The following is an 18555-nucleotide window of genomic DNA, read 5'->3' on the forward strand; positions in this document are numbered from 1 at the left end:
AAAAAGAAAAAGTCTTATATGGAGTAGCTGCACGTAAGTTAAATTGGCAGCTATCTCATATAAGACATTTTGGATGATGCTTTTGATTGATGAGTGAATATAGAGCGACCTTTTCCATGCGGAATACACATCGGTGTACCAAAAAGTGGATCACAGGAAATATTACATTTCATTTGAAAAACATCATGAACTAATTGACTCGTAATAATTTCTTCAGGCTTGCCTTCCGCATATACTTTTTTATCCTTGATGGCCACTATATGGTGGGCATAACGGCTTGCTAGGTTCAAGTCATGTAATACCATGACAATGGTATGCTTGTTTTTCTCGTTTAAATCAAAAAGTAAATCTAAGATTTCAATTTGATGTGTCATATCTAAATAAGTAGTGGGTTCATCCAATAGAATAATATCTGTTTTTTGTGCTAGTGTTAAGGCAATCCAGGCTCGCTGCCGCTGTCCTCCAGATAATGAATCCACTGAACGATCCTTTAAGTTATAAATGTTGGTGGATTTCAATGCTTGGATAACCGCCTCTTCATCGGCCTTCGACCATGGCTTGATTAATCCCCGGTAAGGGTGTCTGCCTTGTTTGACAAGTTCATAAACAGTCAATCCTTCAGGTGTAGTAGGACTTTGTGGAAGTATCGCCAGCTTTTGGGCTACTTCCTTTGTTTTCATTTTCGCTATATCTTGTCCATTTAGAATGACATCACCGCTCTGCGGCTTTAAGAGACGCGCTAATGAACGAAGTAAGGTAGACTTACCACAGCCATTTCCGCCTATGAAAACAGTGATTTCACCCTTCGGGATATGAATATCCAGGTGATCAATAATAATGGTTTCCCCATAACCAAGTGTTAGGTCCTTTGCTGACAATGATTGCATTGGAATCTCTCCTCTACGACGTGCCTTAAAACAATCTATATATATTTACTATACCCAACGGTGTTATCATTATTGTATTTTCTTTTATTCTAATAGTCAATGATAATCATTTTCATTAGAAAATTAACATTTTTACGCATTAAAGCGATGGGGGACTGTCCCCCATCGCTTTAATGCGTTACATTGTTATTTTACTAAGGTTTTTACGAGGTCGTCGATGGTATTTTCGGAGGCCTTTAGGCCTTTGTTTGTCCAGTTGCTTGCGTCGTTTAATAGGTATACTTGACCGTTTTGGGCTGCAGGAGTACTCTGCCAAACAGCACTGTCTTCGAGGGTTTTAATGCCCTGCTCTCCTTCTAGTGCTAATAGGAAGACATGGTCTGCATCAAGCTCTGATAGCTTTTCGACAGACAGTGGATTCCATTGAGCGCTTTCTGCGTCTCCAAGTTCTTTCACAAGTGCTGGCTGATTTAAACCAAGCTCATTGTATGCGACGTCTGCGCTGTGTCGGTTGTGCTCAAATAAGAAGAACTGGTTGCCAACTACCCAAATAGCAGCGACTGTTTCATCGCCAATGCTCTCATGTAATTGCTGCTTTGCCTCAGATACCTTTGCTTCATAATCTTTTAGTGCTTTTTCAGCTGAAGATTCTTTACCGAGTATTTTACCAAAGACTTCAATTTGTTTTCGCCAATCTACTGTTGTTTCTTCGTTCATAACATAGGTTGGCGCAATTTTATTATAATCCTCATATGTTCCTTCGTAGCCATCCATATTATTTTCTAATATTAGGATCTCCGGCTCATGGCTGAGTACTTGCTCAAGGGGAAGGTTCCATTCAATACTTGGAATCTCCTTCAAGTCAGCTTCTAAATAATCCTGAACCGTTTCACCAATTGCCCATTTAGCAACAGGAGTAACACCTAAAGCAAGTAGTGCGTCCTCATGAAATGGAGCCATAACTTTTTTTGCCCCTGCGGGAAGAGTGACTTCACCCATTGCAGAATCAAGTGTTATTTCAGCATGATCCTCTTTCTGCTCGTGATCAGATTCCGGTGTAGCATCGTCCGTTTCATTTTGATTTCCACAGGCAGAGAGAATCATTATGACTCCGAATATGATACTGAAAAAAAGTAGACGATAATATTTAATAGTGTTCATATGTATTTCTCCTTTATGTTATAATTCCAATATTAATGATAATCATTTTCATTTATCAAGTCAATTTTATTCAGCTTTACATTTTAATGAAGCGGAAATAGGAGAGAAACATGCTATCATATATTAATCATTCAAGTCCGATAAAAGTTCTGCTAAATCTTACTGCCATCATATTATTAATTCTTTCTGTTGGTCTGTCTATTTCATATGGTACGACAAATATTGAGCTTTCTGTCGTGTGGCAGGCTATTTTTGATTTTAATCCTGACCTCACCTCTCATCAGGTGATTCAAGAGCTTCGTTTACCGCGTGCGTTTGCAGCAGCGTTAGTAGGAGCTTTTCTGGCTGTATCAGGTGCCATTATGCAGGGAATGACCAGAAATCCGCTTGCTTCTCCCTCGATAATGGGGGTCACAGATGGAGCGGCGTTTGCACTTGTACTAGGATTAGCATTCTTACCTGGACTGCCTGGGACAGGTCTGTCATTTGCTTCGTTTATTGGTGCCGGAATGGCAGTCGCCCTTATCTTTATGATTGGTTCACTTTCAAGCGGAGGATTAACTCCGGTGAAACTTGCCCTGGCAGGGGTTGCAATTGGAACTATGCTTCGAGGCATTACGTCCGTTATAGCCTTACATTTTAACTTAGAAAAGGAATTAGGCTTTTGGATTGCCGGTGGACTGCATGGCGCCAATTGGACATCTGTCAAGATTCTCATCCTTTCAGGAATGGTTGGTCTCATCGTAGCTATCCTCATTTCAAAATCAATAACGGTTCTTAGCTTAGGTGAGGACATGGCCATTGGCTTAGGTCAAAATAATCTCGTGATTAAGCTATTAGGGATCGTTTCGATATTAATTCTGACAGGAGCAGCTGTTTCAGTTGCAGGTGCTGTTGGTTTTGTCGGACTTATTGTTCCACATATTACCCGATTTATTATGGGAACAGATTACCGTTGGATTATCCCATCATCAGCTATATTTGGCGCCCTATTACTGGTTTTATCCGATATTATTTCCAGGCTTGTCAATGCGCCCTTTGAAACACCAGTCGGTGCGATTACCTCTCTAATTGGAGTTCCTTTCTTCTTGTACCTAGCGCGAAGTGGGGGTGGAAAATAATGCATACAGCAGGAGTAAAGAAAAAGAAAAGATTTGTAGCCATTCTCGCTCTCCTTATTGTATTCATCATTATGATGTTTTTTATGAGCTTGAGCACCGGGGTTATCCATATTGCACCTGGAGAGGTCATCAAGACCCTGTTTAATAATGGGACTGCTAGACAGGAATTAATCTTATTTGAATTTCGTTTACCAGGAATCATTTTGGCGCTCCTTATTGGAGCCGGATTGGCTGTTTCAGGGGTGATACTGCAGGCTATTACGCAAAATGAACTAGCTGACCCGGGAATACTGGGAATTAACACAGGTGCCGGACTGGCTGTTGTCTTATTTATTTACTTCTTTCAAGGGAATTTTACAGCAGCTAGTAAACTGTCTATTTTTATGATGCCCTTTGCTGCTTTAATTGGTGCCATTGGTGCTGCGGTTCTTATTTATGCTTTGGCATGGAAGAATGGCGTGAATCCAATCAGACTAGTGCTAGTCGGGATTGGCGTGAATGCAGGCTTTGGAGCCTTTTTAACTATTTTTCAGTTAAAAATGGATCCGCAGGATTTCAGGCAGGCTGCTGTCTGGCTGACAGGTGATATATGGAATGCAAACTGGACCTTTGTTGGTGCGTTATTGCCGTGGATCATCATTCTCATCCCCATTGCCTTATCGAAAGCACATGGTTTAAATGTCCTGCATTTAGGTGATGATTTGGCCAGCGGGCTTGGAACAAGTGTGGAAAGAGAAAGACAGGTACTCCTGTTAATTGCCGTCGCGTTAGCAGGGGCCTCTGTTGCAGCTGGTGGAGGGATTGCTTTTTTAGGATTGGTTGTACCTCATATTGCAAGAAAATTAATGGGACCTCTGCATCAATACATTATTCCAGTATCGACCTTGGTAGGAGCGTTGTTGCTGATGGTGTCAGATACGATTGGCAAGAATGTCCTGTCACCTACTGAGATACCTGTTGGAATTGTCGTGTCGATTCTAAGTGCACCTTATTTTATCTATCTATTAATTAAAGCCAAGTAATCATTATGATGCTGAAAGGATTTTTTCATGAATATACAAGCAGTTGTAAACAATGTGCCAGATTATCAGGTGTTTTTGACGGTTGATGAAATGGATCATAGTACAAGAGAGCTCGCCAAGGAGTTTCCTGATGCTGTAACGATTTTTGAAGCAGGCATCTCCAGAAACGGGCACTCCATTCTAGGAATGAAAATTGGGGACGGAGCTAAGAATGCCTTGTGCTTTGCCTGTCCGCACCCAAACGAGCCGATTGGGGCAATGACCATGGAATATTTTTCACGGGCACTAGCAGAGAATCAACAGCTTCGTGAAGAGTTAGGCTTCACCTGGTACATAATAAAATGCATTGACCCTGATGGTGTTCGACTGAATGAAGGCTGGTTCAAGGGCCCGTTTAATTTATATAGCTATATGAAGAATTACTTTCGTCCAATTGGTTATGAACAGGTAGAATGGACTTTTCCTATTGATTATAAGGACCTGCATTTTCATAAACCTCTTCCCGAGACACAGGCCCTAATGAAAATCATTGATGAGACAAAGCCTTCATTTATGTTTTCCCTACATAATGCTGGCTTTGGTGGAGCTTATTGGTATTTATCACATGATCTTCCAGAGCTATATGATGATTTGCGAGATTCAGCTATGAAACAGGGGATTCCATTAAGCTTAGGTGAACCAGAGGAGCCTTTTATTACGAAGCTGTCTCCGGCTATTTTTCAAAGCATGAGCATTAAGGATGCCTATGACTTTACGGAAAAAATTACCGGTGCAGCGCCGCATATCGAAAATGGGACATCCAGCTCAGATTATGCACTGTCAAAGGCAGATTGTGTGACCCTGCTTGCCGAGCTGCCCTACTTCTATGATCCGAGAATACAAGATATGAAGGAAGGAAATTTAACAAGAAGAGAAGCGATTCTCCGAAATATTGAAATAAGTAAAAAACACTTCTATTCCTTGGATAGGATGCTGGATGAAATTCGTCTATATATATCGAAAGATAATCCATTTATAAAGCTAGTCGATGAAGTCATCAAGTTTGTTAAAGAAGGAAGCGAGGCGAAGGTCAAATGGGCTGAAAGTGAGCCCGAATTTGAAAGAATCGCCAAAGTATCCGAAATATTTGATAACCTGCAAACAGCTAAATTTTATCATGGGTTGTACCTTGGTTTAGCTGTGCGAAGCATTGAATACGAAATGGAACGGCTGCAACAGGATCAAATGATTGGCACGGAGATTTTTGCCGAGCTCAGACGGGTACATGATAAAGGAACAGAAAAGCTGAAAGATTATTGTGACCAGCTGGAAACCGAACTAGACTACTCTGTCATACCAATTCAAAAGCTCGTTCGAATCCAACTAGAAAGCGGCTTAATTGTTGCCAGTCACATCAGTCAAAACTAAGGGAGTGATGATATGCTGGAACCGACAGTTACCTATCAGGATAAAATTGAATCTGAGGAGGAACTACGAGCTATTATTGGCTATCCAAGTGAGCTCGTAAAACGAAAGGTTATTACTTATGTAGATAATCATTGTAAGGAATTTATCTCTCGTTCACCCTTTGTCGTCGTTTCTACGTCTGATGAAAGGGGATTATGTGATGTTTCTCCCCGAGGTGATATGCCAGGGTTTGTTTTAGTGCTTGATGAAAAACATATTGTCATTCCGGAACGACCGGGTAATAAGAGGAGCGATACATTGCGTAATATTCTGGCAAATCCCTATGCTGGTCTGTTATTTCTCATCCCTGGATTAGGAGAGACGTTGAGAGTAAATGGAAAAGCATCTTTAGTAAAGGATGACCAGTTGCTTGAAAGGATGGCCGTCAAGGGCAAGAAACCGCTGCTTGGCATTTGTGTGGAGGTGGAGGAATGCTTTATTCATTGTGCCAAATCCATCATTCGATCGGGCTTATGGAAGCCGGAAGCTTGGATAGATAAGACATCATTGCCGAATGCCTCTAAAATACTAGCCGAGCATGTGAAGCTTCCCGGGATGAATGAAGAACAAATTAAAAATAGTCTTGACGATGATTACAAAACAGAGCTGTATTAATGGATCCTTCAAAAATACGAATTTATTAACTTCATTCAGCAGAAGTCCTCCACTTCTACAAGTGAGGGATGAATGCAAATGGTCCTTCGATTCAGTGGGGGTACAAACCCCGGCTGAATGAAGTTAAGCCTCCGGGGGATGTCACGGATTTTTTAAAGGTAGTTTACCCGAGCGAGCTCAGGTAATCCGGACGCAAATTCGACGGGCGAATTTGATTATACGAGAACACCTTGGACGAACTAAGGTGTTCTTTTTGTACGCATAAGAAAAAGGAAGATACGAAATACTATCTCTGTTATTAACTTGGTAAAGGAGAACAGACGTTGAAAAAGTGGTTTTACTCAATCCTATTTATTACCCTAGTTACTTTTTTGAACCCCAGTGCTGCTGTACAGGCAGAGGAAAGAGACCATCCGGAGGAAGCCTGTGTAAATGAATCTGCCTTGAAACTGAAATATGATTTGCAAAAGCTATCGATTGAACATGCATGGTGGACACGGAGCTATATCATTAGTAATCTTGCTGGGCTGGAAGATAAACAGGATGTCCTAGAAAGACTGCTGCAAAACCAAACAGACTTTGGAATTGTAATCAAACCATATTATGGTCAAGAGGCGGCAGATAAGCTGATTGCCTTATTAAAGGAGCATATAGTAATAGCTGGGAAAATAATCGATTCCGCTAAGATAAAGGATCAAAATAATGTGGAAAAATACAACAAAGAATGGTTTAGGAACGCGGATGCTATTATTCAATTTTTAACGGATGCCAATCCAAATTGGTCAAAGGAAGAATGGACAGATATGTTATACACCCATTTAAGGTTTACGACAGATGAGGTTAGTGCAAGATTAAATAAGGATTGGAGGGGGGATATTCGTTTAGCGGGTTTAAATGAAGCGCATTTAATCCATATGGTTGAAGTAATAGCGGATGGAATCATGAAGCAATTCCCGGAACAATTTGAATGAGTTGACCCAGGCGATATCTATAGAGGATATCGCTTTTTTCTTTTTTTACCGTTAATCAAATAGCTTGCTTACCTAAAAAAACCATTATATTCTGTTTAGTACAGACTAATTTTGAGAATGGGGATTATATAATGAATGATAGTCAAGGTGTTACGATAAAAAATAATCGTTTAAAGCGATTTCAGATGGCCCTTGTGCTCGGGTCCTTTGCTGCAATTGGACCGTTATCGCTGGATATGTATCTTCCTTCACTACCAGCGCTGAGTGAAGATTTGCAAAGCAGTACTTCAGTCGCTCAGCTTAGTATTACAGCTTGTTTACTCGGAATGGCACTAGGGCAGCTGTTGCTGGGTCCGCTCAGCGATCAAAAGGGAAGACGTCTTCCGTTGATCATTAGCTTAGTGATCTACAGTCTTTCATCTATTCTATGTGCATTTGCACCCACTGTTGAGGTCTTGGTAATTCTAAGGCTAGTCCAAGGCTTGTCAGGTGCTGGAGGTATGGTCATTTCACGTGCGATAGTCCGTGATTTATATTCCGGAGTTGAACTGACAAGGTTTTTTTCACTGCTCATGCTGATTAATGGGGCGGCGCCCATTTTAGCACCCGTGGCTGGAGGACAGCTGCTACAGTTTACATCCTGGCGGGGGATTTTTATTGTATTAGGGGTTCTAAGTATCCTGATGATTACGATGGCGATTTTTGCTGTAAGAGAAACGTTACCTCGTGATAACCGCAGTACAGGTGGAGTAAAGGCAACATTTGTAACCTTTAACGGGCTGCTTCATGACAGAGTATTCATGGGGTATGTGTTAACTCAGGGCTTTGTTAATGCCTCAATGTTTGCTTATATCTCTGGGTCACCCTTTGTAATACAAAATATTTTTGGCGCATCAGCACAGGCGTTCAGCTTTATATTTGCCATTAATGGAATCGGAATTATTATCGCAAGCCAGATAACAGGAAGACTGGCTGGAAGAATACAGGAAAGCAAGCTGCTACAAATAGGCCTGGGAATGGCACTTACCGGCGGAATTCTCCTTAACTTAATGCTTGCTTTAGATGCGGGTTTACTGGGTGTTTTACCAGCTTTATTTTTAGTTGTTTCAAGTGTTGGGGTTGTCTCTACAACCTGCTTTGCTCTCGCTATGCAGAGTCAAGGGAAAACAGCTGGAAGTGCTTCAGCACTGTTAGGTTTAATGCCGTTTATTTTAGGCTCTATCATGGCTCCTCTCGTTGGAATTGGGGATGGTCAGTCTGCATGGCCAATGGCAATTATTATTATTATTTGTGAAATCATTGCGGTTATGTCATACCTATTCCTCGCTAGAAAAGATCGTCAATTAGTTAATTCTGTAGCGAAATCATTGTAATTCAAATAGACAAAGGAGTATGTAACGAAGACGGAATACATACTCCTTTTTTGTGTAATATTTTGGCAAAAACAAAGGATAATAATGAAAATAAGGAAGGTACCGATTTTTCACGATAAACAAGATGAGTGATATAAAAGGATGATTAGTGAATGCAGATAAACAAAATCATAAAAAGATTATTGGCAAAGGATTCGAGTCAGCTTATTCGCTTAGTGTCAGATGCCTTTAACGCATTAGAGGATTTTGTCTATTTAGTTGGCGTCGACCAGGACATATTGACGTATTTATATGCCAATCAGGCCGGATTATCCGTACTAAATAAAGATATTGACGTTATCGGCAAGACATTTGAAGAAGTATTGCAAGAAGACAAGGCAAACTTCCTAAAGCGATATTATCTAAGGGCGGCCAAGTATAAAAAGATTGTAACATTTGAAGATGAGATGCAACTGAAGAATGGAAAGATTATTCACCGTGAAACAGTGCTCACCCCCATTATTGATCAGGAGGAGATTTATATTATTGCTGTTGTAAGAGATATTACCGAAAAAAATATCAAATTACAGGAGCTCCAGCGCTCAAAACTGTTACTTGAAAAAAACGAACAACGATTATCCTCCCTATTAGAGCATAACGAGGATGCTGTTTTCATGGTAGACCTGAAAGGTGTTTTTTTAGAGGTGAACCCGGCTACGGAAAAGATCACAGGCTATAAAAATAATGAATTAATTGGAATGAATTTTTCAAAAATCCTGCCTAGTAAAGAGTGCGAACAGGCTTGGGGGTACTTACGACAGGCCATTAAGGGAGAGACCATTCGATACGAAATCTTTATTTATCATAAGGATGGCAGTGAAGTTCATTTGAATGTCAAAAACATTCCGATTACGGTAGAGGGGGAAATAGTTGGGGTATATGGAATTGCGCGCGACATTACGAAAGAGAAAACAGCTTTAGATGAGCTTTATAGAGTCAAAAAACAGTTAGAGTCGTTTTTACAGGATAGTGCGGATTCTATTTCCATTACAACACTGGATGGAGAAGTCGAATTTATCAATAATGCCTATACCAAAATCTATGGTTATACAGAGGAAGATGTATTGGGGAAAGAGAATCCGATTATTCCTGATTGGCTAATGGACGAAAAGAATCAAATGTATAAACAGGTTGCTCGAGGGAAGAAGCTTCATGGCGTACATGTTAAACGACAGAAGAAGTCTGGAGAATTATTAGATATTTCTATGACCTTATTTCCGCTTTATGATGAATGTGGGAATGTGTTTGCTGTATCTAGCATTGGTCGTGACATTACAGAGGATAAAAAGCTGGAGCTGGAAATGGTAAAAATGAAAGAAGAGCTTGAGCTTGTATGGAATTATACAACAGACGGAATTTGTATGATAGGGTTTGAGGGCAGTATTTTACAGGCGAATCCTGCTTTTGAAGAGATGTTTGGCTGGAATCAGATGGACAAGAGTGAAATAGCCTTATCCAGTACATATCCTAAACATCAGCAGCATCATATAGAAGAATTATTAATAGGATTACGAGAAAAAGACGAGCTATTACAATTCGAGACAAAACGGAAAAGAAAAGATGGAACATTGATTGATGTACAAGCGACGTACCGACCGATTAAAAAAGGGAAAATATTGGCGATTGTTACCTATAAAAATGTAACAGAGGAAAAAAGAATGCTGTTGAATCTGAAAGAAAGTGAAGAAAGATACCGAAAAGTTCTAGAATCCTCCCCGGAAGGGTTGATGATTTATACCGATGGTTTGATTACTTATATCAATCAAGCGGGACTGGAATTTTTGAAAGCTAGGAACAGCAGTCAGGTGATAGGGAAAAGATTCATCGATTTTGTTCAGCGCTGTAATCGGAAACAGATAGAGGAAGAAATGGTAAATTCTGAATATCAAGGGATAAAAAGTGAACTAGTAGAAGAAAAGTTTATCACCCTTGAGGGTGATGAGGTTTTTGCGGAAACAGCATCAGCATTCATTACAGAGGAGGGGAAAACCTCTGTTATCGTCATGTTACGAGATGTAACGATAAAAAGACGGGCGGAGAAAGCGTTGAGGGAAACGGAGGAACGTTTTCGCATTATCGCCGAACACTCTAAGGATATCATTAAGATTGTGAATCCGACCGGGAATATTACGTATGGGTCGCCTTCATTAGAGGCTGTATTAGGTTTTCCAATTCGTTCCGTGATAGGTAAAACCTTTTTAAGTTTTATACACCACGATGATATGGAGGAGGCACAAGCTATTTTGGGAAAAGTAAAGGAAACAAAACAGGTTTATGATATTGAAATCCGTCATGTTCATCAGGATGGACACTCCATTTGGCTTCATTCTCATTTTTCTCCTGTTTTCACATCAAACGGAGAGCTTGAGAAGATTATCGTGATATCTAGTGATATTACTGAGGCTAAACGGAAAGAAGAAAAGCTGGCAGAAATGGCCTATTATGATTATTTAACAGGACTGCCAAATCGTAGACTGTTCACAGCTCGTTTAAATCAAGCCATGCTTACATCGGATAGAACAGGGAATATTACGGCGTTACTGATAATCGATTGTGATAAATTCAAAAAAATTAATGATACACTTGGACATGATATTGGGGACGCGGTGATAAAAGAATTCGCCCGTCGTATTCGATCCTCCTTGCGTAAAAAAGATACAGTATCAAGGATTGGCGGAGATGAATTTGCGATTGTGCTACCAGAAATCACTCATGAAAACGAAATTATCGATGTAGCCAAAAGAATTTTAGCCGTGATAAGAGAAGATATGTTTTTGCAGGGTCATCAGATAAAGGCTACGGCAAGTATCGGGATTGCCTTATATCCAACTAATTCCAGCTTTGAGGATCAGCTATACAAACAGGCAGATATTAATTTGTATAAAGTGAAGGAACGCGGAGGAAACTCCTTTTCGATGTTGCTTTCAGAATAATTACCGGCTTTCTACAACTTAGGTCTGATAGATAAATCAATCTGCGGTTGATTGTTGATTTCTTTTCTTTTCGCTAAAATTTACCTGAAGATAAACTCTATTAGAAAGTAGGTAATGAACTTGAGGAAATTGCTGGTTCTGGTTGTGATATTGTTGGCGGCTTTTGTACTTTATTTTTCAATCCCCTCCTCTTGGTTTGGATTAGGTAAACAAAGTGCTGCTGTGACTGATGAAATTGAAAGGATTGAACTGGATGTTTCGGGGATTAACACGAGGATTATTACGGAGGATCGCGATGATGTAGAAGCAAACTTAGAAGGTAAAGGGAAGCTTCGGGTAAGTGAAAGAGGTAACTCCATTGAAATTGAATATAAGCGCAGATGGTTTGAGTCCTTTTCCTTCTTTTCAGGTCCAAAACTGACCTTGTATATTCCTGAGGATTACCAAAAAGATTTGGAGATTGAGATAGGCTCCGGTAACCTGAATTATGCAGGAGAATCGAAAGGACAGCCCGTTGTATTGAATAAGCTTTCAGTCGAAGTGAATTCTGGCAATGCGAAGCTATCACATATTCAAACTAACAAGGGAGTGTTTGATGTTAATTCAGGAAATGTCAGTGTAGAGCATTATGCAGGTCAATTAACGGCCGATATCTCATCCGGGAATATCAATATACAAATGGATCAATTAACAGATTCAATCGAAGTGGATGTAAGCTCCGGTCGTGCTTCCATTGATTTACCTGATAAAGCTGATTTTACATTGGATGGAAAGGTAAGCAGCGGAAATATATCCAATACCTTCATTTTAAAAGATAAACAGGAAACCGAGAGAGAGCTAAGCGGTATACATGGGTCCGGTAAGCATGCCGTCGATATAAATATATCCAGTGGTAAAATCGAATTGAAATAAGCTCTATAGAAGCAGAGGGAGGTTCTTCGGCTGCCAATTTTGGAGGCTGGTGAACGTCCCTCTGCTAGTCGTGCTTTCATTTCATGTCGTAGGGCAAGGATATTATTTTGGTCTCCTTTTACCTCCAGAAGGGATTATAAGGATGCTGACTGAGTAAATCTTATTCCATTAATCTTCTAGTTGTTATGGTAAAATAATATTGAGAATTGGTTGAAATATATGACTTTCTCTTATTTCTTTCATCAGCAGGGAAACCTGTTAGTGTGCTTGGAGGATAGGAAGATGATAGTAGAAACCAATATTTTAGATCAGTCAATGATAAAAGAATTATGGAATAGCTTTATGATATCAGGGAAAATAGAGTGCGCTGACATTCGACAGGAAATTATTGATTCCTGGACACGCTGTCGTAAAGCAGGCGTGGATTATTTGGACGGCACCTGTCAAAGTATGATATCAAAAGCTGATTGGCAGCAATTAAAAGAAGAGAATCAATTACTTATTGACATCTCGATACCAATTATGAAGACCTTATATAAAAGTTTTCAGGACAGCCCTTTTTGTGTTGTTATTACAAATGAAGCAGGTATCATACTAAGCACAGTCGGCGATAGAGATGTGTTATCGAAATCGACAGACCTTCATTTTTCAGCAGGTGCAGATTGGTCGGAATACTCGGTTGGCACGAATGCAATCGGGACAGCGTTGTATCTGAATGAACCAATTCGTGTATCAGGGGCAGAGCATTATTGCAGAAAGCATCATGAATGGACCTGCTTAGCTGCCCCCATCCATCATTCACAAGGAAGGATGATTGGCTGTCTAAACATTTCGGGGTTTGTTCAATTTGAAGAAGCTCATTTCAGGGGGATGGTATTAGCAGCCGTACGAGCCATTGAAAATCAACTTCAAAAGGATGAAACAAAAGAGGAATTAATTACGGCACATAAACAGCTAACAACCGTCATCAGTACCATTTCAGAGGGAATCCTATCAATTGATCATGATTATGTCATCACACATGCGAACGCCTCACTTGCCAACATTCTCGGGATGCTTCCAAGTGAAATGATTGGTAGAAAGGTAACGGAGATATTTGGAGAGGATAATCCAATTAATCAAATATTAGAATGGGATAGCGCTTCTTTAGAAGAAGAAATTATCCTCGAACCATCTAATAAAGAAATCCGCTGTACAATTAAGGCTATTCCGATAAAAAATGAATGCTTACAAATTGTCGGTATGGTGATCACCGTTCGTGAAATCAAGCAGGTTCATCAAATCGTCAATAAAATGGTTGGAGCACAGGCAAGATTTCAATTTAGTGATATTTTGGGGAGCAGCAATCAGATTAAACAAATAATCAAGAAGGCCAAAATTGCTGGAAAAAGCATCTCAACCGTTCTATTACTAGGAGAAAGTGGTACTGGTAAAGAAGTGTTTGCACAGGCCATTCATAATGCAAGTAATCGGAGGAATGGCCCTTTTATTGCCGTTAATTGCGCTGCTATCCCAAGAGATTTAATCCAAAGTGAGCTTTTTGGTTATTGTGATGGTGCCTTTACAGGAGCAAAACGAGGCGGTAGACCGGGGAAATTTGAATTAGCGGATGGCGGTACACTATTTCTTGATGAAATAGGAGATATGTCAATCGATTTACAGGTTAATCTTTTACGGGTTCTGCAAGAGAAAAATGTCGTTAGAGTCGGAGGCGATAAGCCCACATCTATTAATGTCCGTGTCATTGCAGCAACCAATAAGAGTTTAAAAGCCTTAGTTGAAAATGGTCGTTTTCGTGAAGATTTATATTATCGCTTAAATGTAATCACACTTATTATTCCTCCTTTGAGGGAACGGCTCGGTGATATTGATATATTTTTGGATTATTTTTTACGGAAAATGTCGATTTCATTAGGAAAGGAAATGGTGACGGTAGAACCTATAGTAAAGGAAATCTTTAACCAGTATTCTTGGCCAGGAAATATAAGGGAGTTAGAGAATGTTTTGGAATATGGAATTAATATGGGGGAAGGCGAGATTCTTTTACGGGAATACTTGCCATCCTATTTATTAAATCAGCTGAATCCTACAAATGGCAAGGATATTGAACCTGTTAGGAGCTTGGCTACCGTGGAAAGGGAGGCCATTGAAAGGGCGGTCAAGAAATTTGCGGGTAATATTTCAAAGGCAGCAAAGGCACTAGGGATTGGCCGTAATACTCTTTATGAAAAAATGAAAAAATATCATATTAAACATTAGGCAGCTACTTAACAGTGAGCTGCTTTTTTCTATGTCTATTTGTCCTAAAATGGAACACTGTTCAAAAATCGAACAAAGGACTGAGAAAGATGGAGCATTCACAAGGAAAGTAAAACAGTGACAAATTACTGTTAGAAAAACGAACAGTTAAGCGATATTACCCATGGATATGTGAAGTCTAAGAATGCCAACAGAATCGTTCTCTAAAAGGTTTTAAAAAATTGGCACGATAATTGCATAATCTTCCATTGAGGACCTATGAAGGGTAGGTGACAATATGTGGAAGCGATATATTATTGAGCTAGGCTGGGGAGCGGACCTCCATGGTCAGAATGTTACAAAAGCAGCAAGGAAGGCCGTAAAGGATGCAATCTCGAGAAGCTGTCTTTGCGGCATGGATGAAATTTTGAGCATGCAGGATTTCGATGAGATGCAGGTTCATGTTGGGATTGCCACTCCTTATCCAAATCTAGTTGACAAAGAGAAAGTTTTAGAGGTCCTGCCATTTGGAAAGAAAACATTGAAGGTTATGGAAGGAGGTTTGGAAACACCCGGGATGTATGTGAAAGCACTTGGGGACAGCAAGGATTCCATTGTAGTTGCTAATGCGGTTGTTGAGGTCTATGTGATGCTGGAGGACTGATGTGCAATATTTTTTCCAAAGATGAAGGAGGGAATCATGTGAGTTTATCTAGAGAACAATTCATAGAAATGTATCAAACCATGCTCAAAATTAGAAAGTTTGAAGAAAAGGCAATGGAATTGTTTGCCGAAGGGAAAATTCCTGGGTTTGTTCACTTATACATGGGTGAAGAGGCTGTTGCGACAGGTGTCTGTGAAAACCTTCACGAAGACGATTATATTACAAGTACTCACAGGGGCCATGGTCATATCATTGCCAAGGGCGGAGAATTAAATGAAATGATGGCTGAGTTATTTGGTAAAGCAAGCGGTTATTGTAAAGGAAAGGGCGGGTCCATGCATATTGCCGATGCATCGAGAGGAATTCTTGGTGCGAATGGTATTGTAGGCGCCGGACATAATCTTGCAGTGGGGGCAGGTATCAGCGCTCAATATAAAGGGAATGAACAGGTTTGCATTTGCTTCTTCGGAGACGGTTCTACCAACCAAAGTACCTTCCATGAAGCGTTAAACCTGGCAAGTATTTGGAAGCTGCCGGTTGTTTTTGTATGTGAAAACAATTTATACGGAATATCTATGAGCCAAGGTAGACATCAATCGATTGAAGATGTTTCCGATCGGGCTGTTGCCTACAATATTCCTGGTGTTACCGTTGACGGCAATGATGTATTTGCTGTGTATGAAGCCTCCAATGAAGCGATTAAGAGAGCTAGAAATGGACAAGGACCCACTCTAATAGAATGCAAGACCTATAGACATCGAGGGCATTTCGAGGGAGACCCTACAAGCTATCGTCCTGAAGGCGAGCTGGAGGATTGGCTGAAAAAGGATCCGGTAAAACGACATGAACAGTTTATGCTTGAAAATCAAATCGTCACACCTGAGGAACTAGCAGCCCTCCAACGAGATGTTGATCAACAAATCATGGACGCTGTGGCCTTTGCAGAGAGAAGTCCTTATCCTGCAGTAGAATCCGCCGTTTTTGACGTGTATACCGATATTGTTGAGGAGGTTAGAGTTCGATGAGAACAATGACATACGGTGAAGCCATTAGAGAAGCTATGAGAATAAAAATGAAGGAAGATCCAAATGTTTTTATTATGGGTGAAGATGTAGGTGCCTTTGGTGGATGCTTTGGTGTTACGGCCGGCCTTTTCGAAGAATTTGGTGAAAAGCGTGTTCGGGATACACCAATTTCGGAAGGGGTCATTATTGGAGGGGCTGTAGGTGCTGCAGCAACAGGTCTTAGACCGATTGCTGAATTAATGTTCATGGACTTTGTGACAGTTGGAGCTGACCAATTAATTAACCAAGCCGCTAAAATGAGGTATATGTTCGGCGGTAAAATTACACTGCCGATGGTTGTCCGACTTCCTGCAGGCGGCGGTGTATCTGCCGCAGCACAGCACTCACAGTCACTTGAAGCATGGTTAACACATATGCCAGGACTTAAGGTTGTCTATCCATCCACACCGCAGGATGCTCTGGGACTCCTGTTGACCTCTATCAATGATAATAACCCGGTTATTTTCATTGAACATAAGGCGATGTATGCCATGAAAGGAAATGTGGAGGATACTGTAGCTCCAATTCCATTAGGCTTAGCAGACTTTAAACGGACCGGCTCCGATGTAACCGTGATTACGTATGGAAAAATGGTTCATGAAGCATTGGCTGCTGCAGAGGCTCTTGAAAAGGATGGAGTTGATGTAGAAGTCCTGGATATTCGTTCCTTATATCCATTGGATGAGGCAGCTATTTTTAGGTCAATTGAAAAAACTAATAAAGTGGTGATAGTAACAGAGGAAACTAAACGCGGTGGTTATGGCGGAGAAATTGCAGCTATGATTGCAGAAAAAGCCTTTGATTACCTTGATGCACCGATTGTTAGGATAGGGGCATTAAATAGCCCAATTCCATTTACGCCAGTATTGGAAAACTATGTGCTTCCAAATTCTACTGATATTGTTAATGGTATTAAGAGTATTACGGGCCGTTTAACCATGGCGTAAGAATATTCCAAGCTGACTCAAAAGTATGTTGATTCCTTGTAAGAGTGAATCCGAATGATTGAGTATCAGAGACTGAGATGACGATTGCTTTTGAGTCAACTTTTCAAAAGGATGATGAAGTATGACAAGTATCGGAATCATCGCAAATCCTGCTTCAGGTAAAGATATTAGAAGACTTGTATCCCATGCAACGATTATTGATAACCATGAAAAAATTAATATGGTAAAGCGCATTATATTAGGTGCACAAGCCTTTGGGGTTGACCAGATTTATATTATGCCCGATACCTATAATACAGGCTATAAGGCTCTCGAACAATTAGGTTATTCGGAGGAGTTAACCTGTAGGGTTGATGTGCTGACCATGAAGCTGCAGGCAAGCTTACATGATACGATGGGTGCAGCGCAGATGATGGAGGAATTGGGAGTTGGCTGTATTCTTGTGATGGGTGGAGATGGTACAAGCAGGGCAGTAGCAAAAACGATTAGCGAAACGCCCATTATCAGTATCTCGACTGGAACCAATAATGTGTACCCACAAATGGTGGAGGGAACCGTTGCAGGCATGGCTGCCGCTGTCATGGCTTCTGGTCATTATTCAAAGAATATTATTTGTACCAAGGATAAAAGAATTGAAATCTATAAGAATGATATGCTGGTGGACATTGCCCTCATTGATGCTGTCATTTCCAAAAATGTGGTGGTAGGCTCTAAGGCGATTTGGAATTTAGAGGATATGCTGCAAATCGTTGTGTCAAGAGCACACCCTGCATCAATCGGCTTTTCAGCGATTGTGGGCTGTAAGGAAATGATACGAGAAGAAGATGATTACGGAGCTTCTATTTCTTTGACAGAAAAAGAATATACGGTTGTGGCGCCGCTTGCTGCTGGTGTCATACAGAAAATAAAAATCGGTGAACCAAAGCTTTTACAGCTTCATGAATCATACCTGTATGCAGCCGAGCATAATGGAATGATTGCTGTTGATGGGGAAAGAGAAGTTCCATTCTATAAAGGTGAAGAGCTGACTTTTAAAATAACCCGTGAAGGCCCTTATCGTGTCAACATCCGAAAGGCAATTGAGGCTGCGCAAAAGGAGGGATTTTTCACCATATCCAACTCTGAAAGAAATCAAAGAGTAAGTCAAATCTAATAGAGGGGG

15 protein-coding genes are annotated in these 18555 nt (G+C 40.5%); 13 read left to right on the top strand and 2 right to left on the bottom strand.

The window, feature by feature from the left end; all coding sequences use genetic code 11:
• Window positions 1-50: 50 nt before the first annotated feature.
• Both BQ5321_RS08270 and BQ5321_RS08275 read right to left on the bottom strand, forming a co-directional pair.
• Complete coding sequence (locus BQ5321_RS08270; protein ID WP_071394047.1) at window positions 51-887, bottom strand: ABC transporter ATP-binding protein; 837 nt, start codon at window positions 885-887, stop codon at window positions 51-53.
• A 186-nt stretch (window positions 888-1073) separates the two neighbouring features.
• Window positions 1074-2048: an ABC transporter substrate-binding protein gene (locus BQ5321_RS08275; protein WP_071394048.1), complete on the bottom strand. Its 975-nt coding sequence runs from the start codon at window positions 2046-2048 to the stop codon at window positions 1074-1076.
• 110 nt (window positions 2049-2158) lie between these two features.
• On the opposite strand from BQ5321_RS08275, the gene BQ5321_RS08280 reads away from it, so the two are divergent.
• The 13 genes from BQ5321_RS08280 (at window position 2159) to BQ5321_RS08340 (ending at window position 18546) form a co-directional block, all read left to right on the top strand.
• A complete protein-coding gene (locus BQ5321_RS08280) occupies window positions 2159-3169 on the top strand; it encodes a FecCD family ABC transporter permease (RefSeq protein WP_071394049.1) in 1011 nt (336 codons plus the stop codon).
• Window positions 3169-4191 carry a FecCD family ABC transporter permease gene (locus tag BQ5321_RS08285; RefSeq protein ID WP_071394050.1) on the top strand — a complete coding sequence of 341 codons (1023 nt, stop codon included), beginning with the start codon at window positions 3169-3171 and terminating at the stop codon, window positions 4189-4191. The genes BQ5321_RS08280 and BQ5321_RS08285 overlap by 1 nt, the downstream gene beginning before the upstream one ends.
• A gap of 27 nt (window positions 4192-4218) precedes the next feature.
• Window positions 4219-5598, top strand: coding sequence for a M14 family zinc carboxypeptidase (locus tag BQ5321_RS08290; protein WP_071394051.1), 1380 nt, complete (start codon window positions 4219-4221; stop codon window positions 5596-5598).
• A 12-nt stretch (window positions 5599-5610) separates the two neighbouring features.
• Window positions 5611-6252: a pyridoxamine 5'-phosphate oxidase family protein gene (locus tag BQ5321_RS08295; protein WP_071394052.1), complete on the top strand. Its 642-nt coding sequence runs from the start codon at window positions 5611-5613 to the stop codon at window positions 6250-6252.
• Window positions 6253-6575: 323 nt separating this feature from the next.
• Window positions 6576-7223, top strand: coding sequence for a hypothetical protein (locus tag BQ5321_RS08300; protein WP_071394053.1), 648 nt, complete (start codon window positions 6576-6578; stop codon window positions 7221-7223).
• A gap of 131 nt (window positions 7224-7354) precedes the next feature.
• Window positions 7355-8596 carry a multidrug effflux MFS transporter gene (locus BQ5321_RS08305; RefSeq protein WP_071394054.1) on the top strand — a complete coding sequence of 414 codons (1242 nt, stop codon included), beginning with the start codon at window positions 7355-7357 and terminating at the stop codon, window positions 8594-8596.
• Between the two features lie 152 nt (window positions 8597-8748).
• The gene (locus BQ5321_RS08310) at window positions 8749-11568 is read left to right on the top strand and encodes a PAS domain S-box protein (protein WP_071394055.1); all 2820 of its coding nucleotides are present in this window, start codon (window positions 8749-8751) and stop codon (window positions 11566-11568) included.
• Window positions 11569-11688: 120 nt separating this feature from the next.
• Window positions 11689-12480, top strand: a complete 792-nt coding sequence (locus BQ5321_RS08315; RefSeq protein ID WP_071394056.1) for a DUF4097 family beta strand repeat-containing protein — start codon at window positions 11689-11691, stop codon at window positions 12478-12480.
• A gap of 282 nt (window positions 12481-12762) precedes the next feature.
• Window positions 12763-14739 (top strand): sigma-54-dependent Fis family transcriptional regulator, encoded by a 1977-nt coding sequence (locus BQ5321_RS08320; protein WP_071394057.1) that lies wholly within the window; start codon window positions 12763-12765, stop codon window positions 14737-14739.
• Window positions 14740-15016: 277 nt separating this feature from the next.
• Window positions 15017-15382, top strand: a complete 366-nt coding sequence (locus BQ5321_RS08325; RefSeq protein ID WP_071394058.1) for a Lin0512 family protein — start codon at window positions 15017-15019, stop codon at window positions 15380-15382.
• Window positions 15382-16407: a thiamine pyrophosphate-dependent dehydrogenase E1 component subunit alpha gene (locus BQ5321_RS08330; protein ID WP_084786693.1), complete on the top strand. Its 1026-nt coding sequence runs from the start codon at window positions 15382-15384 to the stop codon at window positions 16405-16407. The genes BQ5321_RS08325 and BQ5321_RS08330 overlap by 1 nt, the downstream gene beginning before the upstream one ends.
• Entirely contained in the window at window positions 16404-17393 is a 990-nt protein-coding gene (locus BQ5321_RS08335; RefSeq protein WP_071394059.1) for an alpha-ketoacid dehydrogenase subunit beta, read from the top strand. Before BQ5321_RS08330 ends, BQ5321_RS08335 begins: the two co-directional genes overlap by 4 nt.
• A gap of 121 nt (window positions 17394-17514) precedes the next feature.
• On the top strand, window positions 17515-18546 hold the full coding sequence (locus BQ5321_RS08340) for an ATP-NAD kinase family protein (RefSeq protein ID WP_071394060.1): 1032 nt from the start codon (window positions 17515-17517) through the stop codon (window positions 18544-18546).
• Window positions 18547-18555 lie beyond the last annotated feature (9 nt).

The organism is Bacillus tuaregi, from assembly GCF_900104575.1.
GTDB classification, from domain to species: domain Bacteria; phylum Bacillota; class Bacilli; order Bacillales; family Cytobacillaceae; genus Bacillus_BD; species Bacillus_BD tuaregi.